20 protein-coding genes and 1 pseudogene are annotated in these 25845 nt (G+C 67.6%); 7 read left to right on the top strand and 14 right to left on the bottom strand.

The features are described from left to right. Positions 1 to 4: 4 nt before the first annotated feature. Genes FBQ73_RS00925 through dapA form a run of 6 tightly spaced genes read right to left on the bottom strand, consistent with a single transcriptional unit; the run spans position 5 to position 2984 of the window. The gene (locus FBQ73_RS00925; protein ID WP_138397645.1) at positions 5 to 580 is read right to left on the bottom strand and encodes a peroxiredoxin; all 576 of its coding nucleotides are present in this window, start codon (positions 578 to 580) and stop codon (positions 5 to 7) included. Beyond that, positions 577 to 981 carry a VOC family protein gene (locus FBQ73_RS00930; RefSeq protein WP_138397646.1) on the bottom strand — a complete coding sequence of 135 codons (405 nt, stop codon included), beginning with the start codon at positions 979 to 981 and terminating at the stop codon, positions 577 to 579. The genes FBQ73_RS00925 and FBQ73_RS00930 overlap by 4 nt, the downstream gene beginning before the upstream one ends. 30 nt (positions 982 to 1011) lie before the next feature. Beyond that, a complete protein-coding gene (smpB, locus tag FBQ73_RS00935) occupies positions 1012 to 1488 on the bottom strand; it encodes an SsrA-binding protein SmpB (RefSeq protein ID WP_138397647.1) in 477 nt (158 codons plus the stop codon). Positions 1489 to 1533: 45 nt separating this feature from the next. Beyond that, positions 1534 to 1815 carry a type II toxin-antitoxin system RelE/ParE family toxin gene (locus tag FBQ73_RS00940; protein ID WP_170218687.1) on the bottom strand — a complete coding sequence of 94 codons (282 nt, stop codon included), beginning with the start codon at positions 1813 to 1815 and terminating at the stop codon, positions 1534 to 1536. Continuing rightward, positions 1812 to 2060, bottom strand: coding sequence for a hypothetical protein (locus FBQ73_RS00945; protein ID WP_138397649.1), 249 nt, complete (start codon positions 2058 to 2060; stop codon positions 1812 to 1814). Before FBQ73_RS00945 ends, FBQ73_RS00940 begins: the two co-directional genes overlap by 4 nt. A gap of 24 nt (positions 2061 to 2084) precedes the next feature. Next, positions 2085 to 2984 carry a 4-hydroxy-tetrahydrodipicolinate synthase gene (dapA, locus tag FBQ73_RS00950; RefSeq protein ID WP_138397650.1) on the bottom strand — a complete coding sequence of 300 codons (900 nt, stop codon included), beginning with the start codon at positions 2982 to 2984 and terminating at the stop codon, positions 2085 to 2087. 462 nt (positions 2985 to 3446) lie between these two features. Between dapA and FBQ73_RS00955 the strand changes: the two genes are divergently transcribed. Then, a complete protein-coding gene (locus tag FBQ73_RS00955; RefSeq protein ID WP_138397651.1) occupies positions 3447 to 5759 on the top strand; it encodes a lytic transglycosylase domain-containing protein in 2313 nt (770 codons plus the stop codon). 281 nt (positions 5760 to 6040) lie between these two features. On the opposite strand, the gene FBQ73_RS23480 is transcribed toward FBQ73_RS00955, so the two are convergent. From FBQ73_RS23480 to FBQ73_RS00990, 8 genes and pseudogenes are all read right to left on the bottom strand, one after another. Beyond that, the gene (locus FBQ73_RS23480; protein WP_392567209.1) at positions 6041 to 6796 is read right to left on the bottom strand and encodes a hypothetical protein; all 756 of its coding nucleotides are present in this window, start codon (positions 6794 to 6796) and stop codon (positions 6041 to 6043) included. A 100-nt stretch (positions 6797 to 6896) separates the two neighbouring features. Beyond that, positions 6897 to 9038 (bottom strand): OmpA family protein, encoded by a 2142-nt coding sequence (locus FBQ73_RS00965; RefSeq protein ID WP_170218688.1) that lies wholly within the window; start codon positions 9036 to 9038, stop codon positions 6897 to 6899. 324 nt (positions 9039 to 9362) lie between these two features. Then, a complete protein-coding gene (locus tag FBQ73_RS00970) occupies positions 9363 to 10667 on the bottom strand; it encodes a porin (protein ID WP_170218689.1) in 1305 nt (434 codons plus the stop codon). A gap of 452 nt (positions 10668 to 11119) precedes the next feature. Then, positions 11120 to 12601, bottom strand: a complete 1482-nt coding sequence (locus tag FBQ73_RS00975; RefSeq protein WP_138397676.1) for a porin — start codon at positions 12599 to 12601, stop codon at positions 11120 to 11122. A 1094-nt stretch (positions 12602 to 13695) separates the two neighbouring features. Further along, complete coding sequence (serA, locus tag FBQ73_RS00980) at positions 13696 to 14961, bottom strand: phosphoglycerate dehydrogenase (protein ID WP_138397654.1); 1266 nt, start codon at positions 14959 to 14961, stop codon at positions 13696 to 13698. A gap of 704 nt (positions 14962 to 15665) precedes the next feature. After that, a complete protein-coding gene (locus tag FBQ73_RS00985) occupies positions 15666 to 15845 on the bottom strand; it encodes a Myb-like DNA-binding domain-containing protein (RefSeq protein ID WP_138397655.1) in 180 nt (59 codons plus the stop codon). Positions 15846 to 15990: 145 nt separating this feature from the next. Next, positions 15991 to 16325: pseudogene (locus FBQ73_RS23000) on the bottom strand (IS3 family transposase); the annotation flags it as partial. Positions 16326 to 16389: 64 nt separating this feature from the next. Then, positions 16390 to 17040, bottom strand: coding sequence for a TetR/AcrR family transcriptional regulator (locus tag FBQ73_RS00990; protein ID WP_210236630.1), 651 nt, complete (start codon positions 17038 to 17040; stop codon positions 16390 to 16392). Between the two features lie 320 nt (positions 17041 to 17360). On the opposite strand from FBQ73_RS00990, the gene FBQ73_RS00995 reads away from it, so the two are divergent. The 6 genes from FBQ73_RS00995 to FBQ73_RS23005 all read left to right on the top strand — a co-directional run. Continuing rightward, positions 17361 to 18497, top strand: a complete 1137-nt coding sequence (locus tag FBQ73_RS00995; RefSeq protein WP_138397656.1) for a thiolase family protein — start codon at positions 17361 to 17363, stop codon at positions 18495 to 18497. Further along, positions 18497 to 20794 carry a 3-hydroxyacyl-CoA dehydrogenase/enoyl-CoA hydratase family protein gene (locus FBQ73_RS01000; protein WP_138397657.1) on the top strand — a complete coding sequence of 766 codons (2298 nt, stop codon included), beginning with the start codon at positions 18497 to 18499 and terminating at the stop codon, positions 20792 to 20794. The genes FBQ73_RS00995 and FBQ73_RS01000 overlap by 1 nt, the downstream gene beginning before the upstream one ends. A 34-nt stretch (positions 20795 to 20828) precedes the next feature. Further along, positions 20829 to 22586, top strand: a complete 1758-nt coding sequence (locus FBQ73_RS01005; protein ID WP_138397658.1) for an acyl-CoA dehydrogenase C-terminal domain-containing protein — start codon at positions 20829 to 20831, stop codon at positions 22584 to 22586. A 56-nt stretch (positions 22587 to 22642) separates the two neighbouring features. Next, on the top strand, positions 22643 to 24295 hold the full coding sequence (locus FBQ73_RS01010; protein WP_138397659.1) for a long-chain-fatty-acid--CoA ligase: 1653 nt from the start codon (positions 22643 to 22645) through the stop codon (positions 24293 to 24295). 90 nt (positions 24296 to 24385) lie between these two features. Beyond that, positions 24386 to 25606 (top strand): ABC transporter substrate-binding protein, encoded by a 1221-nt coding sequence (locus FBQ73_RS01015; RefSeq protein ID WP_138397660.1) that lies wholly within the window; start codon positions 24386 to 24388, stop codon positions 25604 to 25606. A gap of 94 nt (positions 25607 to 25700) precedes the next feature. Next, positions 25701 to 25845: FAD-binding protein (locus FBQ73_RS23005; protein ID WP_246089499.1), on the top strand; the 145-nt coding region annotated here is incomplete at its 3' end.

Raw genomic sequence — 25845 nt, forward strand, 5'->3', positions numbered from 1 at the left:
CGCCCTATTCCTGGTCCTGCGCCCGCTTGGCGTGAAGATGCGCCAGCACATCGGCCGCGTTCCGGTCCGGCGGGAACACCGGATAGAAGACGTGGGAGATGGCGCCATCCTCGATGATAAGGGTGATGCGCTTCAACAGCGTCGCGCCCTCCACCGTGAAGGTGGGCAGACCGATGGCGTGGGTCAGCTGGTGACCGTGATCGGATAGCAGCGGGAACGGCAGGTGCAGGCGCTCCGCCACTTCCTGCTGATAGGCCGTGTCCTGCAGGGAGAGGCCGAACACATGCTCCGCCCCCGCCGCCTTGAGGTCCGCGAAATGGTCGCGGAAGGCGCAGGATTGCGGCGTGCAGCCTCGCGCGCCGGGGATCTCGTCCCAGCCCGTGGGCAAAGGCTCGCCGGGCACGCCGGTGCGCGGATAAGCATAGACCACCGCAAGGCCCGACAGGGCGGAAAGGTCGATCATCCGCCCGTCGGTGGCCGGCAGTTCGATGATGGGCAGTTCCAGCCCCGGCAGGTGGGCGGCGTGGCCGTCGTCCTCCGGCGCGGGGAGGCTGTCGGGCAGGCTGTGATAGGTGGTCATGGCTGCTCCCCCGGCGCGTCGTCATAGGAGATGAATTCCAGAAGCGACCCATCGGGATCGCGAAAATAGAGGCTGGTGCCCCGCCCCAGCGCGCCGAAGCGCGGCACCGGGCCCAGCTCCGGGGTGATGCCGTGGGCGGCAAGGTGGGCGGCCGCCTCGGCAATCGGCCCGTTCCAGCGGAAGCACAGGTCGCTGTTGCCGGGCGCAACCGGCAGCCGCGCCACCGGCACCGGGTCCACCCCCGGCCCGTGCAGGTTGAGTTGGCGGTCGCCGAAGCGATAGGCGAAGCCCGCCCCCACCGGCACCACTTCAGCGCCCAGCACGGCCGCATAGAAGGCGTTGGAGCGCGCGAAATCGCTCACATGGACGACGCAATGGTCGAACGCGATCTTGCCGGCCATCTCCCCTCCCATTGTCCCCTTCCCGCCCGATCAGCCCCGATCACGCATGAGCCGCGCCTTGTCGCGGGCCCAGTCGCGTTCTTTGGAGGCCTCGCGCTTGTCGTGGGCCTTCTTGCCCTTGGCGAGGGCCAGCTCCACCTTGGCGCGGCCGCGATCGTTGAAATAGATCTTCAGCGCCACCACGGTCATGCCCTCGCGCTCCACCGCATGGCCGAGCTTGGCGATCTGGCGCTTGTGCAGCAGCAGCTTGCGGGGCCGGCGGGTCTCGTGGTTGAAGCGGTTGGCCTCCAGATATTCCGGGATATAGGCGTTGTAGAGCCACATCTCCCCGGCCTTCTGCGCGGCATAGCTCTCGCCGATGGTGGCCTTGCCGGTGCGCAGGCTCTTCACCTCGGTACCGGTAAGCATGACACCGGCCTCGAAGGTCTCGCCAATCTCGAAATCAAACCGCGCGCGCCGATTGTCGGCGGCGATCTTGCGCGGGGCTTCGGTCTTCTTGCTGCTCATGATGGGAATGTGGTCTCGACGCACCGCTCAGGCAAGCGGGAGGGGTCAGGGGCGCTGGCGGGCGGTGTGGATGACGGAAACGATGGACAGTTCCCGGCGCGTCTCATCAACCTCATACGCAATGATATAGGGATAGCCGCGCACGATGAACTCGCGGGTGCCCGGCAGAACCCCCGGCCTCCCCATGAACGGTTCGGCCGCAAGCAGGCGGATGGTCTGGTGGATCGCGGAACCCACATGACGCATGCCCACCGGCGAATGTTGCCGCAGATAGGCGAGGATGGCCGCGAGGTCCTGCTGCGCGACCGGCGTGAACTGGACCTTCACAGACCGAACTGCCGCCACAGCTCCTCGATCTCCTGCGGATCCGCGAACTCGCCCCGCCGCGCCTGGGCAAGACCGAGCCGGACCCGCTCGATCTGCTCCGGCGTCAGTTGGTAGTCCGCCTCACCGTCCTCGCCACCGGCCTCGCCCCGGTGGACGAGGCCCAGCAGCAGCTCGGCGACGCGGTCCTGTTCCGCGTCGGAGAGCTTGCGGATCTCGGCGATGGCCTGGTCCAGCAGCTTCGTCATGGGCGAAGGATAGCAGACCCGCGCTCAGTTGATGAGGCCGGCATGCACCATGGCGCTGCGGACTACGGCGCGGGTGGTCTCGGAGACCGGCACCATGGGAAGCCGCGCCTCCTCGCTCATCTTGCCGAGCAGTGAGAGGGCGTACTTGGTGGGGGCCGGATTGGTCTCCACGAACAGGGCCGTGTGCAGCGGCATCAGGATGTCCTGGATGGCGAGCGCCGCCTTGTAGTCGCCGGCAAGGCAGGCGAGCTGGAAGTCCGAGCACAGGCGCGGGGCGACGTTGGACGCCACCGAGATGCAGCCCTGCCCGCCGTGGGCGTTGAAGCCCAGCGCGGTGGCATCCTCGCCCGAGAGCTGGATGAAGTCCGGCCCCAGCACCTGCCGCTGCAGCGACACGCGGGCGAGGTTCGCGGTGGCATCCTTCACGCCGGCGATGTTCTTGATCTCGAACAGCCGCGCCATGGTCTCCACCGACATGTCGATCACCGAGCGGCTCGGGATGTTGTAGATGAAGATCGGCAGCTCCACCGCGTTGGCGATGGCCCGGAAGTGCTGGTAGAGGCCTTCCTGGGTGGGCTTGTTGTAATAGGGCGTCACCACCAGCAAGGCGTCGGCGCCCACCTTCTCGGCATGCTGGGCGAGGGCCACCGCCTCCGCCGTGTTGTTGGATCCGGCGCCCGCCATCACCGGCACCCGGCCGGCGGACTGCTGGACCGCCCATTCCACCACGCGATTATGCTCCTCGTGGGAGAGGGTCGGGCTCTCGCCGGTGGTGCCCACCGGCACGAGGCCGTGTGTGCCTTCGGCGATCTGCCAGTCCACGAAGGCGCAAAACGCCTTTTCATCCAGCGCGCCGTCGCGGAACGGGGTGACGAGAGCGGTAAACGAGCCGCGGAAGCGCGACGCAGACGAAATGGGCGACATGGCGAACGCCTTGGGTTCCTGGGGCTTATCGGCTGACCGGTGAGGCCAGCCTCGCGGGGCTTGTGATTGGCCGGGATTGCCTGCACGCGAACCTTAAGACCGCGCGCGAACGTCCCGGCGCACGCCGGCTCGGATGAGCGGCGGGCGGGCCTTGACCCTTATCCTTTTGCCGGCCGGCCGGAAAGGGGGCACGCGACGACACCACGCGTCCGGACGCCCGCCGGTACCCCGAACACGGCGCAGGCGCCGCGCCCGCAGGCCGATGCGCCCGTCTTCCGCAAAAGAGCGGCACCCCGGTGAGGGATTGCAGTCCTTGCAACCGCCGCTGGGTCATGAGCCGCGTTTTCGCCCTGTTTACGCGATCAATCTGGTTAGGGTTTCGTCAACGCGGCTGGCGGAACATGGCGGAGGGGGAGCCGCAAGATCGCATCAAACGACACCAACCCGCCGCGAGGACATTGCATGTCGCCTGTTTCGAGCCTGATTTCCGTGAGCGCGCTTGCGCTCGCCCTCGCGTGGAGCGGGGCGATGCCGGCGCTCGCGGAGACCGCGCCGACGGCCAAGCCGGCCTCCTCCAAGGACACCGCGAAGGACACCGCGAAGGACGCCAAGGCCAAGGATACGAAGGCCAAGGATACGAAGGCCAAGGACGCCGGCAAGCCGGGATCCAAGGACGCCAAGGCAACCGCCTCAAAGCCGACAGGCAACGCCAAGGCGTCGGCCGACGCCAAGTCCGGCAAGGCCAACAAGGATGCGGCCAAGCCCGCGCCAGCCAAGCCCGCCGCATCCAAGCCCGCGGCCAAGCCGGCCACCGCCCGCGCCCCGACCGCAGCGCCCCAGGCGGCGCCGACGCTGAGCGCCTCGTCCAACATTCCCGGCGGCGACCTTGCCGCACTGAAGGTGGCGGTGAACGCCGCCAAGAACGGCCGCGCGGCGGAAGCCATGGGCGCCGCCCAGCAACTCGACGATCCGGCGGCGCGCAGCCTCGTGACCTGGCTCGTCATCCGCCACGCGCCCAACGACCTGGGCTTCGACGCCATCAACCAGTTCCTGAAGGACAAGCCCGGCTGGCCGACCCAGAGCACGTTGCGCCGCCGCGCCGAGCGGGTGCTGTTCCAGGAGAACCGCGACCCGGCCAAGGCGCGCGACTTCTTCGCCGAGCAGCCGCCGCTGTCCGGCGAGGGCAAGATCGCCCTCGCCCGCTATCTGGTGGCCGCCGGCAACCGCTCGGACGCGGCCGACTGGGTGCGCGAGGCGTGGCGCGAGGATGAGCTGAACGAGAGCTTCGAATCGAAGATCATCGACGAGTTCTCCGGCTTCCTCACCCGCACCGACCACAAGCTGCGGGCCGACCGCTTCAGTTACAAGCCGGACCCCGATCGCGCCCTGCGCGCCGCCGCGCGCGCCGGTTCCGACATCGTCGCCCTCACCAAGGCGCGCATGGCCATCGCCAAGAAGGACGCCAACGGCGAGAAGCTGCTCGCCCAGGTGCCGTTCAATTTGTCGAGCGATCCGGCCTACCTGTTCGCCAAGTCCCAACTCGCCCGCCGGGCCGACAAGCCGCAGGACGCCGCGCGCGCGCTTCTGGCCGGCGCCACCTCCGATCAGGTCCGGGCCGATCCGGACGAATGGTGGATCGAGCGGCGCCTCGTCGCCCGCGAACTGCTGGAGGCCGGCGATTTCCAGACCGCCTACAAGGTCGCTGCCACCGGCGTGCCGCCCAAGGCCGACAATTACCGCGCCGAGCAACATTTCACCGCCGGCTGGATTGCCTTGCGCTTCCTGAAGGATCCGCGCACCGCGGCCCAGCATTTCGCCAAGATCGACGACGACCAGAAGCACCCCATCACCCTGTCGCGGGCCTATTACTGGCAGGCGCGGGCGGCGGAGGCCATGGGCGACGGCGGCCGCGCCCGCGAGCGCTTCCAGGCGGCGGCGCGCTTCCCGGCCACCTATTACGGCCAGCTCTCGCGCACCAAGCTCGGCATGGCGCCGGTGGTGCTGCGCTCGCCCTCGCCCTCGTTCGACAGCCGCAACACTTTCGCCCGGCTGGAGCCGGTGAAGGCCATCCGCATGCTCTATGCGGTAGGCGAGCGCGACATTCCCCTGACCATCTATTACGACCTCGCCTGGCGCATGGAGGACCCGGCCCAGCTTGCCATGCTGGCCGACCTCGCCGAGGCCAATGGCGACGCCCGCGGCGCGCTGGTGGTGGGCAAGGAGGGCCTCGCGGAAGGCCATCCGCTGGAGGCGGAAGCCTTCCCCACCTTCGGCCTGCCCAGCTACACGCCCATCGGCAATCCGGTGGACAAGGCCTCGATCTATGCGGTGGCGCGGCAGGAAAGCCAGTTCAACGCCCGCACCCTCTCCAGCGCCAAGGCCATGGGCCTGATGCAGGTGACGCCGGAGGCCGGCCGCGAGGTCACCAAGAAGACCGGGGTGCCCTACAGCGAATCCCGGCTCATGAGTGACCAGTCCTACAACGTGCAGTTCGGTGCCGCCGAGCTGGGCGAACTGGTGCAGAATTACGGCGGCAACTACGTGCTGGTGTTCGCCGCCTACAATGCCGGACGCGGCAGCGTCGCCAAGTGGATCCAGCGCTACGGCGACCCGCGCGACCCGGACGTGGACGTGGTGGACTGGGTGGAATCCATCCCCTTCTCCGAGACCCGCAACTATGTGCAGCGGGTGATGGAGAACTACCAAGTCTACAAGGTGCGCTTCAACATCCCCTCCAAGCTGCAGATGGAAGCCGACCTGCGCGGCGGCCGCTGAGGGGGGCTGGCTAGAGGGGGCGCCGGCGCGCTCCACCAGTCACGATGCGCCCTCTCCCTGCGATGCGCCCCCTCCCCCGCGTGCGGGGGAGGGCTGGGGAGGGGGAAAGACCCGCGGGAACAGGAGCAATCGGGCAGGCGGGAACCATCGCTTCATGCCCGTTCGGCGTGCCGGCAGTGAAAGCACTGCCCCCACCCTGCCCCCCCCGCAAGCGGGAGAGGTTTCTCCAGCGGCGCAGGATGACAGCAGCCCTCTCCACCAGTTGCGATGCGCCCCTCCCCTCACCCCCGCCGGCGGCTGCCCGGCTCCGGCGGCGGCTCACCCGCAGCGAGGGCGCGGGCCTGACCGATCCAGTTCTCCCGCTCGATGCGGCCGGGAAAGGCGAGGTAGCTGCCCACCCAGGCCGCCTCGTCCGGGGTCCAGGCGGCGATCTGGCGGACATGATAGATGCCGAGCGCATTGAGCCGGCGCTCGTTCTGCGGGCCAATGCCCTTCAGCAGCTTGAGGTCGTCCGCTCCCTCCCCCTCCGGAGCGTCGAGGGTGGGCGGGCGCACGCCGGGATGGCCGTCCGGTCCTTTCTCCCGCACCACAGGCGCCGGAGGCAGAGGCAACGGCAGAGGCTCGTCCTCCGGTTCCGGCGGCAGGGAGGCGAGATCCGGGCTCAGGCCGAGCCGCGAAAACAGGTCCGGCTCGCGCGGTGCCGGCACCGGACGCGACGGCTGGGCAAGCGGCTCGCCAGAAGCCGGCGCCTCCGGCATCTGGGAACCGGGCCCTGATACGCCCGTCCCCGCACCGGTGGGCGCGGCCGAAAAGGGAAGCACGGCCGATGGCGTCGCCGGCGGGCCGCTCCTGTCTGGACGCGCATCGGGATCCCCCGCCTCGTGAACCGGCAGCCGGCCCGTGAACGACACCACGGACGCCGCCTCGCTGTCGGCCACGGCCGCGGCGCTGCGGCGGCCGAGCTTGAAGCCAAGGGCAAGCCCCAGCAGGAAGGCCAGGGTCAGAAGCAGCAGGACTTCGATGGTGAAGGCCGTCATCCACGCCTCCCCGGGTTCAGCCGGCCGAGCGCATAGCCGGTGGCGAGGCCGATTCCCACCGCCCCCAGAAGATAAGGCCACAAGGCGAGGGTGAGATAGATCACGGTGCGCGTTCCTTCACCTCGAACTCGATGCGGCGGTTCAGCGCCTTGCCCGCCTCGGTGTCGTTCGGCGCCAGCGGTTGGCCGGCGCCAAAGCCCGCCGCGCTCAGGCGATCGGTGGCGACGCCAGCCGTAACGAGATAGGTGAGCACAGCATTGGCCCGCGTCTCCGACAGGCGCTTGTTGAACTCGGCGTCGCCCACCCCGTCGGTGTGGCCCAGAATGCGCACCACGGCATTTGGACACCTCTTGAGCACCACCGCGAGGCGATCGATGAGGCCCCGGCTGTGCCGGTCGATCTCGGCGCTGCCGCTGGCGAAGCGGATGGTGCCGCGCGCCAGAAGCTCGCCCACCTGCCGGCTGCAGGTGGCGGTGTCCGCTGGCGGCGGGGCGAGGGCCGCGTCGATGGCGGTCTCCACCATGAAGGGCGGGCGCACGGCCCGCTTCAGCTCGGCGTCCATCTCGCTCGCGGCGGCGGGCGTCAGGGCCGTGCCGGTGAGGCGCAATTGACCGTCGACGATGCTGATCTCCCCTGCTCCAACGCGGGACAGCTGGGTGAGCCCCGACAGCACCGCGGGCAGGAAGCCATCCGGCGCGCCGCCGCCCACGGCGGACACATCATTGACCTTTTCGCGCAGGAAGTCCCGTTCCAGCGCGGCGCGGATGGCAGTGTGGGCGGCAGCATCGGGATAAAAGCCGGAGACGGTCAGCTCGTCGCCCTCCCGGCGAACCGAGAACACATAGGGCGAGATGGTGGGCGGGCTGAGCGCCTGCGCCACCACGCTCACCCCCACCGGGGGCGACCGCACCGCCTGCATCACATTCAGGAAGGTGACGGAATCGGCCGCCTCGCCGGAAAGGGTCACCTGCGTGCCCGCCACGTCGGCAGCCCCGGTGCGCAGCTTGACCAGTTGCGCCACAGCGAAACTCGCCGCGCTCGCCCACAATTCCGGCGCCGGCCCGCCGGACGCCAGCTGCATGTCGTCGGCCACCTGCACCCCCGGGAAGGCGGCGCGGGTAGCGTCCACGAGCAGCCGTCGTGCCTCGTCCGAGGGCGCATAGCCCGACAGGCGCACCGACTCGGGGAACCGCTCGATGCGCCAGGTGAAGGGGGCGGCACGGGGCGGCTCCACGGCGAAGCGGACGATCTGGAAGCCATCGGGTGGCGCGCGGCGCTGGGCCAGCAACTGGTCGAAGGCCGGGAAGCTGGGTGCCGCCCCTTCCACCGCGATGGTGCTGTCGGAAAGCGTCACCCGGCCCTCGGGAAGCTCGAACAGCACCTGGCCGGCAAAGCGCACCGCCTTCAGCCACAGTTCGGTAGCCGGCGCGCCGTCGGCCAACCGGGTGTCGTCCTTGATGCCGATGCCTGGCACGGCAGAAGACAGGGCCGCCGCCACCTCGCCCCGCGCCTCCGAAGACGGCACGAAGCCGCTCAGCCGCAGCACCGTGCCATCGCGCACCGCCGACCAGAAGAACGGCGAGGCCACCGGCGGGCGCACTGCGAAGCGGGCCAGCACCATGCCATCCGGCAGCGGACCGAGCATGGTCTGGGCGAGCGCATCGTAGCTCGCGAGGTCGCGGGCGCGGCCCTCGATGCCGATGGCGCCATCGGCAAGGGTGATGCGGCCGGACGGCAGCTTCTTCAGCTGCGCGAGGCCGAACGTGACCAGAGCTGCGAAATCGCCGGGCGGCGCGCCCCGCGCCCGCACCAGGCGCTCCTGGCCCGCCACCTGATCACCGCCGGAGCGGGCCGCCGCGACAATGCGGCCGAGGGCATCCGCCGATGGAACATAGCCGTCGAGGGCAATGACGCGGCCGTCCTTCACCGCGCCGAAGGTGAAGGGGCGCCGCTCGGGCAGGATGGTGGTGGCGTCGTGCACCACCCGCACGCCGAACAGGCCCTCAAGGGAGCCGCGCACCTTGGCGCGGGCCTCCTCGGCCAGCGCCTCGCCCTCCAGCGTGGCATCGCGCCCTTCGAACCGGGCGAAAGCCCAGCCTTCCCCGGTGCGGGCGAGAATGTCCGCCGCAGCCGAATCAAGATCAGCCTCGATTGGTCCCCGGGCGGCGGCTAGGGTGAAGGCGCACAACAGAGCGAAGGTGGCGAGGCCCAGAACCAGCGGCCACAGGCTCGGCCACGCCATGCCACGCCCGGGTCTGGGCTCCGGTCCAGGATCCGATCCAGACCCGGGTTTGGGTTCATACCCATCCGCTGAGACCATCCCCTCGTCTCTCCCTTACGCACACCCCCTGCCCCAGGCCGTGCCTGAGCGGGTCCACCGGTCACCATACGGGGGACTTCAGCACACTTCCGCGACGAACCGGAAGCCTCCCCGCCGGAAGCGGGGCGAACGGCGGGCACCGACCGCCGGAACGCAAGACGCGCCACCCTCCGGCAAGAGGATGACGCGTCCAGGTCGAGGGGCGCAAATGCGGCGGACAGACGGACAGACGCCGGCAGCGCGTCTTCAGAAATCGCGCGAGACGAAGAGCAGCACACGATTGGCGGCCACCGACGACAGCTCCGGAGAGAAATCCGTGGGCAGATACGAGGCGGCCGAGTTGTAGGTATAGTCGTACTGAAGCGCGATGGAAAAATGCTTCACCGGCGCGAAGGCGAGATAGCCGCCCACATTGTAGTTCTTCCCGCCCGATGCGCCGTAGAAGGCCTGCGCTTCGGCATTGTTGAAATCGTAGGAGGCATAGCCGCCGAACAGGGCGGAGCTCCACTTCTCGTTCCAATTGTGCAGGAGCGAGGCGGTGATGTTCCAACCCGATACCCGGGTGAGCCCGCCGAGGCTCAAGAAGGCGTCCGGCGGCGAATAGCTGCCCGACGGGTCCTGAAGGCCGAGATAAGAGGTGGCGCCGTCCGCGTAAGCGGACTGGAGATAGAGCGTGTCCTCCTCTCCGAGTGCCGGCAGCTTGAACATGATGCCGGCCTGGAGCGCATAGCCCCAGTTCGAGTCGGTAGACGAGATGGTGTTGAGCAGCGAAACCGCCCTCACTTGGTGCAGGGCGCCGGAGATCTGCGCCGAACCCCAGTCGCCCTCATACCTCAGGTTCGCCACGATCTCGGGTGCCACCTGGCCAGCGAGATAATCGTCGCTGGAGAAGCTGGCGGGATCGGCGGCAAGGGTGCCGCTCTGCCGATCGGCCGCATCCTCGAACGACACCGTAGCGCTGAGGCCCTTGGTGAACTCGTAGGTGTAGGCCAAGAGATTGATGCGGGTGTCGTCGCCGATGGTGGCCGGATCGGTGCCGAGCACGTTGGCGTTGGCGTAGAAATCGAAGAAGGACTGCGCGTGGCCGAAGGTGAAGCCAGCGAACTGGACATAGATGTTCCAGACCTCAAGCTCGGCCTTGTTCGGACCATCGGACCACGGGTCGGACGTGCGCCACCGGAACCGGGTCTCGAAATAGGAGCGCAAGGTGCCGTAATCGGTCTCGGTGCGGGCATCGAGGATGAGAGCGCCGGTGGCCACCGAATAGCTCTTGTCGTTCTCGGCCGGATACTGGGTATAGGTGTTGTAATAACCTTCCGCCCAGGCATAGCCGCCCACGCGAATACAGGTATCCGTTCCCGGAATATAATAGAAGCCCTCGCCCTGCGCGGTACAGGCGCGCATATAGGCATCCTTGGCCTTGACGGTGAGAAGGTCAGCCGCGCGCGAATCCTGCGCGGTCCCGACCGTCGAAGCCAGCCCGAGCAGCGCTGCGGCCGCGAGCGGTGCCCGGGCGCCGCCGATCCTGGGGCTGAGCCGAGCAAAAGCCATGGAACGCGCCATTGAGTCCCCCATAACGATACAAAGTATCTTTAATGCCCCCGCCCGACTCTTGCAAGGGTCGGAAGCGGCCTGAACGATTTTGTCGCGGGGCGCGGCTTCCCAAACAGCGCGGGACGAGATGTCGTGAAATCCCTAGACCGCCACCGGAGCCAAACTTGCGGCAACGTTCCGCGCCGCATCCCCAAGCGCATGTGATGTCTGCGATCCAGCAAAGTGATTTCAGCCCGCTCTGCGCGCCGCACCTTTCCGCTGACTACAATGGCAAACTGTGGCCAGGATTGAAATACCTCGGGCACACTATTGGATTATTATAATTCTAGTATTTGCCATATATTACGTAGCGTAATTCAAAAGCGTGCTGAAGAAAACCCTTCAGACAAAGAAAAGCCCCGGCGGTTTCCCGCCGGGGCCTCTTTCGAAATCTTCGCTAAGAGCGAGGATCAGAAGTTACGCTGCACGCGCACGCCACCCGACCAGATGTCGGTGGAGCCGCCGGCGAGCGTGTAGCCCGTCGTGGGGTTGCTGCTGGTGCCAGCGCCCGTGTAGGCCTGGTAGTAGCCGAGCGGGGCCGAGCCATCGACCTTGCTGTAGACCACTTCCGCAGCGATATCGAGGTTCTTCACCGGCGACCACACGGTGTTCACACCGACCTGCCACAGGTTGAAGTCGAGAGCGGCAACGACGTTGTCCGGAACTTCGTAGGACACGTAGCCGGCATAGAGCGCCGAGCGCAGGCCGGGGGTCCAGTAGTGGCGGAACTGACCCTGGATCTGCCAGCCCTTGGTCAGGCTGGTGTCACCGAAGGAGTTGACCGCCACCGCGTCAGCCACGGTGTAGAACGCGCCCGAGGCAGTCACGAAGCTGCCGACCTGGTTGAGGTCGATGGAGCCGACGCCCACCGAACGGCCCTGGGCAGTGCCAGAGAGGCCGAGGTAGTTGGCGGCGCCTTCCTGATAACCAGCCTGGAAGAAGATGCTGTCACCCGCGGCGAGGAAGGGGAGCTTGAACTCCACCGTGCCACCGAGAGCCCAGCCCCAGGAGTCGCTGGAGGAGAGGCCCGGATAGAAGCCACCGTAGAGGGGAAGCGTGACCTGAACCTGGTGCAGAGCGCCGGAGAGCTGCGCCGAACCCCAAGCCTGATCGATACGCAGGTTGGCGACGATGTCGGGAGCCTGCTGGCCAGCCTGGTAGTTGGTGTAGCCGAGGCCGGTGCCGATGGTCGTGCTGCTGATGGAAGCAACGGTGCTGGCGCCAGCCATCTGCACGCCAGTGGTGCGGTTGGCGGCGTCTTCAAGCGACAGGGTCGCGGAGAAGCCGTTGCCGAACTGGGCGGTGTAGGCCGCGAGGGTGGTCCAGGTGTTGGAGCCCGACAGCGGGGTGGTCAGCATGTAGTTCAGACCCGTGTCGAAGAACGACTGGGTATAACCGAACGTGAAGCCGGAGAACTGGATGAAAGCGCGCTCGAAGTACACGCCCGAGCCGGAAGCCGCGCCGGCGCCGGTCTGCGAGTTCCACTCGGCGCCGAAGCGCACGTAGGAGCGCAGGGTGCCGTAGTCGGTCTGGGTGCGGGCGTCGAGGTCGATGACGCCGCGGACGCGGGTCAGGTAGTCGTTATCGTCAGAGTCCTTGAAGGGATAGGCAAAGTTGCCCACGCCCGGACCGTTGAAGATGGTGCCGGCGGCAGAGGTGATCGCCGGATTGAAGGTGCCGACAGCGTTCACATACGTATCGAAGCGGGCGTAGCCGCCGATCTTGATGCAGGTGTCAGTGCCGGGGATGTAGTAGTAGCCCGCGCCGTAAGCGGAGCAGATCTTCACGTATTCGACTGCCTTCGCCTTGACAGGCAGATCGGCGGCCTGGGCTCCAACGACTGCGACGAGACCTGCCGCGCTACCGAGGAGAAGGCTCTTCACCATCTTCATTTTAGACCTCCAAGTTTGATCGAGGGAGCGAGTTCCGCTTCGCCGGTGCGGCTGCACCCCGAGAGGGTTCTTGCCCCGATTTCCCACTGCGCCCTCAGACCCCCCGAACACGCAGTGGGCGACCGGGGACTGCCCCCCTTCGTCGCAGAGCCAACATACAAAAGGCGAAACCTTGATCAATCGGAACGGTACCGTTCACGTCACCCTAGGGCCGCTTTTCCGCCGGGTGTTGCAGGAATGGCACGCCCATGATGACTCACCATAATACCACTTCCCACGCTGCGGTCGGCCACGCTTTAACCCATTTAACGTTATGATCCTTATCTATTTTCTCCCTGGAGGGGGGCGCGGCGGCTGGTGTTCCGAGTCAAATCCTCGGAGCGGTAGCCGGCTCATGACGGACGATCACCGGAACACCGGCGGCCCAGTCTCACCTGTGGCGGAATCTAGACCGGCAAAAGTGTGCCATTTTCGTCGCCAAGCGCTGCGGTGACAGACTTTCACGCGGCCGGAAGGCAACCGCCCCGCTGAATGTTCATTACCAATTTACCGGAGACGACTTCGGCGTGACGGTCGCAGATACCGCCCAGTACCGCGCCGTGCCCCGCATCCGGCCGGTGGTCGATTCGATGCGGCCCCGCCCAGGTCGGCCAACGGCCTTGAACGGCCGCCGCCACGGGCCGCCTCGCGAACGGATCGGCCGCACGCCTGCGGGACGAGGGGCGGGACGTGAGGGATTCGGGCGGCGCTGGATCAGCGGGGTGGAAGCTGCGCGCGCCGGCGGAAGGGCGGGTCGCCGCGGAAGGCTCGATCCGCCCCCTCGGAGCGTCTCCCCCAAGCCGGAAAAAGGGCCAGCAGCGGCCCGCCGCTTCCCCCTTGCCCACCCCGTGCCCGGGCCCAATTCATCCGGCGGCGGGATCCGCGACTTGCAGGCCATGAATCGACGGGCAGAACGCGTGGGATGGGATTTGCCCGCTCCGGGCAATCCGAAGCGAGCAACCTCTCAGTGGGACCGGAGTGTCGCGACAGTCCGTCGGCATCCCGATCAACCGAAGCGGGCAGCCGCGGACACCGCAGCCTCCACTCCCAAGCGCCTAGATCTTGTGTTCGTAGAGCAGCCGGGCCCGGATGGTGCCCTCGATCTCGCGGATGTCGGCGAGCACGGCCTGGCTGTCGGCGGTGGAGGCATCGGCGTCCAGCACCACGTAGCCCACGTCGGCGTAGGTCTCCAGATACTGCGCGGCGATGTTGACCGAGTGGCGCGCCAGCACTTCGTTGAGCCGCCGCAGCATGCCCGGCAGGTTGCGGTGGATCTGGATGAAGCGGGTTCCGCGCGGGCGGGCCGGCAACTGCACCTCGGGAAAGTTCACCGTCCCCATGGTAGAACCGGTATCGGAATAGTCCACCAGCTTGCGCGCCACCTCGGCGCCGATGCGCTCCTGCGCCTCCTCGGTGGAGCCGCCGATGTGCGGCGTCAAAATCACATTGTCGAGGCCCTGGAGCGGGGAAACGAAGCGCTCGTTGTTGGAGCCCGGCTCCACCGGGAACACGTCGATCGCCGCACCACGCAGGCGGCCCTCCTTCAGCGCCTCGGCGAGGGCGTCGAGGTCCACCACCGTGCCGCGGCTGTTGTTGATGAGGTAGGCGCCGGGCTTCATGGCGGCGATCTCGTCGCGGCCGATCATGCCGTGGGTCGCCGGCGTCTCGGGCACGTGCAGGCTGACGATGTCGCTCTGGGCCAGCAGCGCATTGAGGGTGGGCACCGGCTCGGCCTGGCCGTGGCGCAGCTTGTCGGTGTGATCGTAGAAGATCACCTTGAGGCCCATGGCCTCGGCGAGGATGGAGAGCTGCGAGCCGATATTGCCGTAGCCGACGATGCCCAGCGTCTTGCCGCGCACTTCCACGCTGTTGGTGGCCGACTTGTCCCAGCGGCCCTCGTGTGCTGCGTGGGAGCGGGTGGGGATGCGGCGCAGCAGCATCACGATCTCGCCGATCACCAGTTCCGCCACACTGCGGGTGTTGGAGAAGGGCGCGTTGAACACCGGCACGCCGTGCACGCGGGCGGCGTCCAGGTCCACCTGGTTGGTGCCGACGCTGAAGCAGCCAATGGCGATCAGCCGGTCCGCCGCCTCCAGCACCTCGGGGGTGATCTGGGTGCGCGAGCGGATGCCGAGGATGTGGACCCCCTTGACGGCCTCGTGCAGCGCCTCTCCGTCCAGCGCCTTGGGCAGGCGGACGAGGTTGGTGTAGCCGGCATTGGTCAGAAGCTCCACGGCGCTGTCGTTCACGCCTTCGAGGAGCAGCACCTTGATCTTGTCCTTGGACAGGGAGAGGTGCGGATGGGAATGGCTGTCGTGCACGATCGCGGCGTCCTTCGGCAATGAATGAGGTCTGAGCCACAGACCGCGTAACAGGAGGCGCGGCGTGGCTCAATGCTGCCGTAAAATTCGGCAGGGGCCCTCGAGGTTGGCGCGTATTTAAACGCTTTGCGGCGCCGGCCGGAGCCCCCGCCGGTGCGACACTTCGGCCACCGCGGGCGCACCGGCCTCCTGGATGCCTCCTGGATGCCTCCTGGATGCCTCCTGGACAGGCTGCTTGACGCTTCGCCTTGCAAGGCTCGGCGCCGCAAGAAGGAGGCTGAGGAGACACCCTCCTTAAGGGGGAGTTCGCCGATGCCATGGCCGAGAAGCTGAGGCCCGGCTTCAGGAATGAGAAGCACGCGGCACAACGGAAAGCGCCCCCCGGCCCCGCCTACTGCGCGAAGATCCGCGAGAAGCGCGGTCCTGCAACCGGTGTGGATGGAGAAGAACGAGACGGCCTCTCGCCTCCGGGGCCGCATCGTCGCCGAGCTGCGGACGCGGGAGGCCATGGCCGCGCGAGCGCTGGAGTCCGCCATCCCGACGGCCGCCCAGTCGGGCAAAATCAGGAACCGAGTATTTTCAATGTCTTGCGAGGGCCAACTTCTGGATATCTGGAAATCCAGCAAATCCAGAAATTGGTTTGGCGCCACGTGAGGGCCAATGCCTGGAGAGGCATGGGGGGCGCACTGTATCGTGAGCCGGACCTAACGGAGCTTGGCGATCCCGATGCCATCGAGTTTGGCTCGGTCTTTGATGGATTCCTCGCTGCGCGTCATTGCTTTCGAAATCGCCTTGAGCGCCATGCCCTTCTTGGCGAGCAATTTGAGCTTTTCGAGTTCCTCATGAGTCCAGGGCTGGCGGTGCCGTTCAAATCTCTCGGCCATGATTTGCTCCTACTCTGCCGGGACGGCATTCGCCCTATCTATAACAGCGATGGCGGCAAGCGCTCGGACGGCGGAACACAGTCTCTGCCGCTGAAATCGACGATCACGTCAACGCCGCCCCGAGATCGTCGAAGTCCAAGGAAGCGGTGCCGTTATCGGAATCGATCGTCGACGGCTTGCCTCGGGTGGCGAGCAGCGCGTCGAGCTCGCGCGTCACCCGAAGGCCCGAGAGCGAGGTATCGGCGACGAGCACCAGGCACTCCCGGCTGAAGTGGGGGCGCCGCATGTTGTTTCGTCGACCGCGGTCAGCACCCGGAAGCGCCGACCGCCTGTGAAGGCATCCGACACGAAGTCGAGGTTCCAGCGGATGTTGGTCCGATCCGGCACCAGGATGGGACGCCGCTCGCCCGCTACGGCCCGCATGGCCTCCCGCAGACTTGCATCGTCGGAACGGATGCTTCGGTAACGCACGCTGGTGCGATCGTCTACGAAATTTCCGAGCTGGATCAGGACTCAGCCCGTTTACAGCCGGCGCTCATCAAAATTATTCTTTATATTCAGCGCGCTGATGGAATATGAAAATGATCTGCTTGGCGATATCCTTGGGCGTCAGGCGCCCCTCACGATACCAAGAGCTTGTGTTATTGAGCAGCGTTAGAAGGAGAAGCCTGTATACGCTGCGATCAATCTGCGGATTCAAGGGTAGGTCACCCACAAGATCCGAGAAGATCTTTTCAAAGCTGTCACGTCGGGCGATAAGCTGCTCGCGTACCTCGGCGGGGACGGCCTGAAGGTCGTTCATGAGTGGCATCGTGATGGAGTGGGGATCGAGCTGGATCTCCAGCATGGTCACGCATGCCGCCTCCAGCCGGTCCCAGGGGTCGGTCTGCGCCTCGACAGCGGCTCGGATGCGGTCACCCGCGACCTCAAGCGCGGTGTCGTGGATGCGCACGAACAGCGCTTCCTTCGACTTGATGTAGTGGTAGAGCGACCCCCCGAGCAGTCCGACCCGTTCGCCGATCTCGCGCACCGAGGTGGCCGCGTAGCCGCGCTCCGCGAACAGGCTCGCGGCCGCTTCCAGCACGTCCCGGTGGCGGGGGCTGAGCTCACCCTGGAACAGCTCGCTGGCGAACTTGTTCTGCCGCGTCTCCTCGCCTTTCGCGACGGTCTTCCTGGCGGCGGTCTTGCGTGACATTCACGTGGTCCTGCGGTCCCGGTTCTGGCGCCCTGTCGCGACCGAGGACATCCGGTCCGCGCCCCTGATTTCGCTTTGTCCTGTCTTAGTGCGACCTCTGCCTCGAGGAAAGCACGTCGACGCGGCGTGTGGTAGCCGCTGCTGGGTTGCGTATTGTACCAATCGTTTGATACATAGCCAGCCGGCAGGGCAAGCCTTGGGGGGTGAGCCGGCGCGGCGACGGTCGAACCGGATCAACCCTCTCCGCTGCCAACACGACCTCCTGTTCTGAACTGCCTCCTGCGAACCCGTGCCGGCGTCGGGCCGGCCAAGGAACGAGCATGGCCCACGCTTTCATCGTCGATTATGCGCGCAGCCCCTTCACCCCGGCCTACAAGGGCGCCCTCTCCGGCGTCCGTCCGGACGACCTTGCCGCCGGTGTCATCTCCGCCGTCGTGGGCCGCTCGGGCCTCGATCCTGCGACCCTTGAGGACGTCATCCTCGGCTGCGCCTTCGCGGAGGGGGAACAAGGCCTCAACATCGCGCGCTGCGCCAGCCTCATCGCCGGCCTGCCGCTGAGCGTCGGCGGCTCCACGGTGAACCGCTGGTGTGGCTCCTCCATGCAAGCGGTGCAGATGGCCGCAGGCGCCATCGCCATGGGCGCGGGTGAGGCCTTCATCGCCGGCGGCATCGAGAGCATGACCAAGGTGCCCATGATGGGCTTCAACCCCCTGCCCAATCCGCGCTGGGACGATGCCCTGCGCGCCGCCTTCATGAACATGGGCCTCACCGCGGAAAATCTCGCCGACCAGTACGGCATTTCCCGCGAGGCCCAGGACACCTATGCGGCCGCGAGCCAGGACAAGGCGGCCGCGGCGCAGGCCGATGGGCGCCTCGCCGCCGAGATCGCCCCAGTGGCGACGCCGGCCGGCACCGTGGACAAGGACGGCTGCGTGCGCGGCGGCACCACCGTCGACAAGCTTGGGACCCTCAAGGCGGTGTTCAAGGCGGGGGGCTCGGTGACGGCGGGCAATTCCTCTCCGCTCACCGATGGCGCCTCGGCCACCCTCATCGTCTCCGAGGATTTCGCCCGCCGGCACAACCTCGCGCCGCTGGCGCGGGTTGCCGGCTATGCGGTGTCCGGCTGCGCGCCAGAGATCATGGGCATCGGCCCCGTGGAGGCCACCCGCAAGGCGCTCGCCCGCGCCGGCATCACGGCCGCCGACCTCGACGTGATCGAGATGAACGAGGCGTTCGCGGTGCAGGTGCTGGCCTGCTGCCGTGACCTCGACATCGATCCCGCCCGTCTCAACCGCGACGGCGGCGCCATCGCGCTGGGCCATCCGCTGGGGGCCACCGGCGCGCGGCTCGTGGGCAAGGCGGCGCAGCTGTTGAAGCGCGACGGCGGGCGCTACGGCCTCGCCACCCAGTGCATCGGCGGCGGACAGGGCATCGCCCTCGTGCTGGAGGCCGCGTGATGGGCGAGATCCGCAAGGCCGGCGTCATCGGTGCCGGCGTCATGGGCTCGGGCATCGCGGCGCACCTCGCCAATGCCGGCCTCCATGTGGTGTTGCTGGACGTGGAGGCGGCGACCGCCGCGTCGGCCGTCGCGAAGCAGGTGAAAAGCGGCGGCTTCATGGATGCCGCCTTCGCCGAGCGGGTCGTCACCGGCTCGGTGAGCGACGACATGTTGCTACTGTCCGACGCCGACCTGATCATCGAGGCGGTGGCCGAGCGGCTGGACGTGAAGCAGGGCCTTTATGCCCGCATCGAATCGGTGCGCAAGCCGGGCTCCATCGTCAGCTCGAACACCTCCACCATCCCGCTGTCGGCGCTGGTGGATGGCCTGCCCGAAGGTTTCGCCGCCGACTTCCTCGTCACCCATTTCTTCAACCCACCGCGCACCATGCCCCTGCTGGAGCTGGTGGCGGGGCCCCGGACCCGGCGCGAGGCGCTGGAGACGATCCGCGACTTCGGCGACCGCGATCTCGGCAAGAGCGTGGTCGTCTGCCGCGACACCCCCGGCTTCATCGCCAATCGTATAGGCAATTACTGGATGGCCGCCGCGGTGAACGAGGCCATCGCCCTCGGCCTCGACGTGGAGGTGGCGGACGCAGCCATCTCGAAACCCTTCGGCATCCCGAAGACCGGCATTTTCGGCCTCATGGACCTGGTGGGGATCGACCTCATGTCCATGGTGCTGCGCTCCCTGCACGGCGCGCTGCCGCCGTCCGATCCCATGCAGGACTATCCCGTCGAGCCTGCGCTGCTCGCCCGGATGATCGGCGAGAAGCGCCTCGGCCGCAAAAGCGGCGCCGGCTTCGTCAGGCTCTCGGCCGATCGCAAGAGCCGGGAGGTGACGGATCTCGTCACCGGCGAATATCGTCCCCAGAAGAAGGTGGACAGCGACGCCCTCGATGCCACCAAAGGCGACGCCCGCGCGCTGATGGAGCATGACGGCGCCGCCGGGCGCTATGCCGCGGCGGTGATGGAGAAGGCGCTGGCCTATGCCGCCCGTATCACGCCCGAGATCGCCGACGGACCGGACGCGGTGGATACGGCCATGCGCGGCGGCTATGGCTGGGCGAAAGGGCCGTTCGAGCTGATCGATCAGCTGGGGGCCGGCTGGCTTGTCGCACGCCTTGAGAAACGCGGCGTTCCGGTGCCCGACTTTCTCGCCAAGGCGGCGGCTGCGGGCGGCTTCTACGCCATCGAGAACGGCGCGCGCAGCTGCCTGCTGCCGGACGGTACCCGCCGCAAGGTCGCGCAGGCCGATGGCGTCATCACTCTGGCCGCGGTCCAGCTTGCCTCCAAGGCGGTCGAGGACTGGGGCGCGGCCCGGCTGTGGGATCTCGGCGACGGCATCGCCTGCTTCGAGATCCGCAGCAAGATGAATACCTTCGGCGCGCCCGTGCTGGACGCGCTGGAGGCGACGTTGGCCCGCGTCCAGCAGGGCTTCAAGGGCCTCGTCATCGGCTCCGACGCGCCGCTGTTCAGCGCCGGCGCGGACATCCGCGTGTTCCTCGAAACCGTGGAGACGAGCGGACCTGCCGCCTTCGGCGCATCCATCGATCGCGGCCACCGGCTGTTCAAGGCGGTGAAATATGCCCCCTTCCCGGTGGTTGGCGCGGCTGCGGGCCTCGCCTTCGGCGGCGGCTGCGAACTGCTGCTGCACTGCCGGGCCATCCAGGCCCATGCGGAATTGACCATCGGCCTTGTGGAGCCCCGCATCGGCGTGGTGCCCGGCTGGGGTGGCTGCAAGGAGATGCTGCTGCGCTTCGCCGAAGGCCATGCGAGCGCGAAGGGGCCGGTGGCGCCGGCGCTGGCCGCGTTCGGCGTGATCGCGCCGGGCAAGGTCTCCACCAGTGCCTTCGAGGCCCGCCGCCTCGGCTTTCTGCGCCCCACCGACGGCATCACCATGAACCGTGCCCGCCTGCTTGCCGATGCCAAGGCGAAGGCTCTGGCGCTGGCGGAGGGCTATGTCCCGCCCGCCCCGCCGAGCCTCACCCTGTCCGGCCCCTCCGGAGCCTCGGCCCTGCGCAACGTGCTTGAGACCGAGGCCACGGCGGGCCGCCTCACCGCCCACGACCGGGTGGTGGGCGAGGCCCTCGTGACCGTGCTCACCGGCGGCCCCGATGCCGATCCTGTCCGGCCGGTCGGCGAAGACGCGGTGACCGCGCTGGAGCGCGCTGCCTTCATCGCCCTGCTCGGCGAGCCGGCCACGCTGGAGCGCATCCGCCACATGCTCGCCACCGGCAAGCCCCTGCGCAACTGATCTTCGACGCAAGACTCATTTCGAGGTACGACTCATGGCCACCTATACCGCGCCCGTCGACGACATCGCCTTCCTGCTGACGCGGGTGTTCGACTTCGATGCCACCATGGCCGGCCTGCCCGGCTTCGAGGAGGTGAATGCCGAGCTGGCGGTGAGCGTGCTCGAGGAGGCCGGCAAGTTCGCGGCCGGCGTGCTGGAGCCCCTCAACCGCTCCGGCGACGAGGAGGGCTGCACCCTCGAGAACGGCCTCGTCACCACGCCCAAGGGCGTCGCCGAGGCCTATCGCGCCTTCGCCGAGGCCGGCTGGTGCTCCCTCTCCGGAGATCCCGAATATGGCGGGCAGGGCCTGCCTCGGGTGCTGCAGATCCTCCTCGACGAGATGCTGTCCTCGGCCAATCTCTCCTTCGGCCTCTTCCCCGGCCTGACCCGCGGCGCGGTGGAGGCCATCGGCCACCATGCCAGCGCGGAGCTGAAGGCCACCTACCTGCCGAAGATGATCTCCGGCGAGTGGACCGGCGCCATGGCCCTCACCGAAGCCTCCGCCGGCACCGACCTCGGACTGCTCAATACCCGCGCCGTGCCCAATGGCGACGGCAGCTATGCCATCACCGGCACCAAGATCTTCATTTCCTCGGGCGACCAGGACTTCGGCGGCAACGTCATCCATCTGGTGCTCGCGCGCCTGCCCGATGCGCCAAAGGGCGTGAAGGGCATCAGCCTCTTCCTCGCCCCCAAGTTCCTCGTCCATGAGGACGGCAGCCTCGGCGCCCGCAACGGCGTGAATGTCGGCGCGCTGGAACACAAGATGGGTATTCACGCCCAGCCCACCTGCGTGATGAACTATGACGGCGCCACCGGCTGGCTGGTGGGCGAGCCGGGTCGCGGACTCAACGCCATGTTCACCATGATGAACGCGGAACGCCTGTTCGTCGGCATCCAGGGCCTCGGCATCGCCGAAGCGGCCAACCAGAAGGCCGTGGCCTACGCCAGGGAGCGCCTGCAGGGCCACGGTGCCGACGGCACGCCGGGCCCGGTCGCGATCATCAATCATCCCGACGTGCGCAAGATGCTGCTCACGGGACGCGCTTTCGCAGACGCAGCGCGGGCGCTCGCGGTGTGGACGGCGCTCCAGATGGACATCGCCGACCGCCATCCCGACGCAACGGTGCGCCGCGAGGCTGACGCGCTGGTGGCGCTGCTCACCCCGGTGGTCAAGGCCGCCTTCACCGATTTCGGCTTCGAGACCGCGGTGGCGTCCCAGCAGGTGCTGGGTGGGCACGGCTACATCCGTGAATGGGGCATGGAGCAATATGTGCGCGACGCGCGCATCGCCCAGATCTACGAGGGCACCAACGGCGTGCAGGCGCTGGACCTTGTGGGCCGCAAGCTCGGCCTGGAGGGCGGAAAGCTGCCGCAGCGCTTTTTCGCTCTCATCAAGGCCGACCTCGATACCGCCCTGCCCGCCGCCGGCGCCGCGCTGGTGACGCCAGTGGCCGAGGCCCTGGCCCGGCTGGAGGGCGCGACGGCGCGTCTCGCCGCCAATGGAGGCGCCATCGAGGCCGGCGCGGCAGCGACCGACTACCTGCGCCTGTTCGCCCTCGTCGCCCTCGGCTGGATGTGGGTCCGCATGGCCGCCGCCGCGACGGGCGAGGCCGCCACTCCGGTGCTGCAGCGCAAGGCGGTTCTCGCGCGCTTCTTCGTCGAGCGCATGCTGCCCCAGACGCTGGGCCTCGATGCCGCACTCGCCCACGGCGCGCCCTCGCTGATGGCGCTCCACGCCGACGCCTTTTGACCCACCACACGCCACACGACCAACGGCCAATACAAGATCAAAGACGGAGGGAAGCGATGCTCGGAACGATGATGGATGTCCCGCTGCTGTTATCCTCGATCCTGCGGCATGCGGAGGCCTACCACAGCGACGGCGAGGTGGTTTCGGCGACGGTTGAGGGCGGGCTTCACCGTTACACCTACGGTGAGCTGTCGAAGCGCAGCCGCAAGCTCGCCAACGCCCTGGCGCGTCTTGGCCTGAACACCGGCGACCGCGTCGGCACCCTGGCCTGGAACGGCTACCGCCACCTGGAGCTTTACTACGGCGTCTCCGGCTCCGGCTTCGTGTGCCATACCATCAATCCGCGCCTGTTCCGCGAGCAGATCACCTACATCATCGCGCATGCCGCAGACAGTGCGCTGTTCTTCGACCTGACCTTCCTGCCCATCGTGGAAGAGCTGGCGGACCAGCTGAAAGGGCTCAAAGCCCTGGTGGCCATGACCGACGAGGCGCACATGCCCGCCTCCCCGGTCCTTCCCGGTCTGCAGTGCTACGAGACGCTCATCGCCGGCGAGCCGGATACGTTCGAGTGGCCGGCCTTCAGCGAGAACACCGCCTCGGGCCTGTGCTACACCTCCGGCACCACGGGCGACCCCAAGGGCGTGCTCTATTCCCATCGCTCATGCGTGCTGCACGCCATGGCGATCGCCATGCCCGACGCGCTGGGGCTCTCCGCCAGCGACGTGGTCTGCCCCATCGTGCCCATGTTCCATGTGAACGCCTGGGGCCTGCCGTTCGCCGCGCCCATGGTGGGGGCGAAGCTGGTGCTGCCCGGCGCCCATCTCGACGGCGCCAGCCTGCACGCTTTGTTCGAGGGCGAGGGCGTCTCCTTCACTGCCGGGGTGCCCACCGTGTGGCTCGGCCTGCTCGACTGGATGGACACCCACGCCCGCAGCTTCTCGGCGCTGAAGCGGGTGGTGATCGGCGGCTCGGCCATTCCGCCCATCATGATCAGCCGGTTCCACAACATGGGCGTGGAGGTGCGCCAGGCGTGGGGCATGACGGAGACGAGCCCGGTGGGCCTCTCCGCTGCGCTCAAGCCCAAGCACAGGACGCTGCCGCCGGAAGAGCGCCTCGCCCTTGAGTGCAAGCAGGGCCGGCCGTTGTTCGGCATGGAGTTCCGCGTGGCCGGGTCCGGCGGGGACGAGGTGGCACACGACGGCAGGAGCTTCGGCTCCATGCTGGTCCGCGGCCCCTGGGTGGCGCAGGCCTATTTCAATACGCCGACGAGCGCGGCCCATGCGGACAATCCCGGCTGGTTCGACACCGGCGACGTGGTGACCATGGACCAGGAGGGCTTCATACAGATCGTCGACCGCACCAAGGACGTGGTGAAGTCGGGCGGCGAATGGATCTCCTCCATCGACCTCGAAAACATCGCCCAGGCCCATCCGGCGATCCAGGAAGCCGCCATCGTCGCGCGCCCCGATGCGCGTTGGGGCGAGCGGCCGGTGCTGGTGGCGGTGCTGAAGCCGGGTGCCACCTTCTCCCGCGCCGACATGCGCGCCCATTATGAAGGCAAGATCTCCAAGTGGTGCATGCCCGATGACGTGGTGATCGTGACGGAGCTGCCTCACACCGCCACCGGAAAGCTTTCCAAGAAGGCGATCCGCGAGATCATCCTCGATGAGATCAAGCGTCGCTCGCCCGACCTCGGCATCGGCTCCTGAGGCACCCGACGCTCTCGCCTCACATCTGCGGCACGAGGTGGCGCCGAACGCTACCCGTCGCCTTCATCTTCACAAAGGGAGGAAAGTTTGATGACAAGTCGTGTGTTGCGGAAATCCTGCGCCTTGTTTCTTGCCACTGCCGTCTCGGCTCTTGCAGCCGCCCCGATCCGCGCTGAGACCACCGCGGTCAAGCTCGGTGTGCTCAACGACATGTCCGGCGTGTACGCGGACATCACAGGACCCGGCGCCGTGGTCGCGGCACAGATGGCGGCCGACGACTTCGTGGCGAGCCACAAGGACTTCAAGGTCGAGGTGGTCTCCGCCGACCACCAGAACAAGCCGGATGTCGGCTCCTCCATCGCCCGCAAGTGGTACGACCAGGACGGCGTCGATGCCATCCTTGATGTCCCCACCTCCTCGGTCGCGCTGGTGGTGAGCGACATCACGCGCGAGAAGAACAAGGTCTTCCTTGTCTCCGGCGGCGGCTCCTCGGACCTCACCGGCGCCAAGTGCTCGCCCAACACGGTTCAGTGGACCTACGACACCTGGGCGCTCGCCAACGGCACCGGCACGGCCGCCACCCGGCGCGAGGGAACCACATGGTTCTTCCTCACCGCGGACTATGCCTTCGGCGCGGCGCTGGAGCGCGACGCGGCGGCGGCGGTGAAAAATGCCGGCGGCAAGGTGCTCGGCGGCGTGAAGCACCCGCTGAGCGCCACCGATTTCTCCTCCTTCCTGCTGCAGGCCCAGGCCTCGGGCGCCAAGGTGATCGGCCTTGCCAATGCCGGCGGCGACACCATCAATGCCATCAAGCAGGCGGCCGAGTTCGGCCTTACGCAAGGCGGCCAGTCGCTGACCGGCCTGCTGATCTTCTCCTCCGACGTGAAGGCGCTGGGCCTGCCGGCCGCGCAGGGACTTCTGCTCACCGAGGCCTTCTACTGGGACCTCAACGACGATACCCGCGCCTTCTCCCGGCGCTTCGCCGAGAAGTTTGGTGGCAAGATGCCCACCAGCACCCAGGCGGGCGTCTATTCCAGCGCGTTGCACTATCTCAACGCCATCAAGGACGCCAAGACCAAGGACGCGCCCAAGGTGATGGAGCAGATGCGCGCCACCCCCATCGACGACCCGCTGTTCGGCAAGGGCGAGGTGCGCATCGACGGCCGCGCCACCCATCCCATGTACCTCTTCAAGGTGAAGAAGCCGGCCGACTCCAAGGGCCCGTGGGACCTCTACGAGGTGGTCGCCACCATCCCCGCCAACGAGGCCTTCCGCCCGCTCAAGGACGGCGGCTGCCCGTTGGTGAAGTGATCATCGGCGCGAGGGGCCGGCCGCCTCTCGCGCCCCATCCTTTCGGTTTCGCACGCGACGGCGCCGTCGCGCTGGCACGTTGAAGAAGGCTTGGATGCTCATGGAACACGCGCTGCCTGAACGCGAAGGCATGGATTATGACGTTGTGGTGGTGGGCGCCGGGCCTGCCGGGCTTGCCACCGCCATACGCCTGAAGCAGCAGGCGGCCGAGCGCGGCAGCGACATCTCGGTGGTGGTGG

Source organism: Xanthobacter autotrophicus, from assembly GCF_005871085.1.
Taxonomy (GTDB): Bacteria; Pseudomonadota; Alphaproteobacteria; order Rhizobiales; family Xanthobacteraceae; genus Xanthobacter; species Xanthobacter autotrophicus.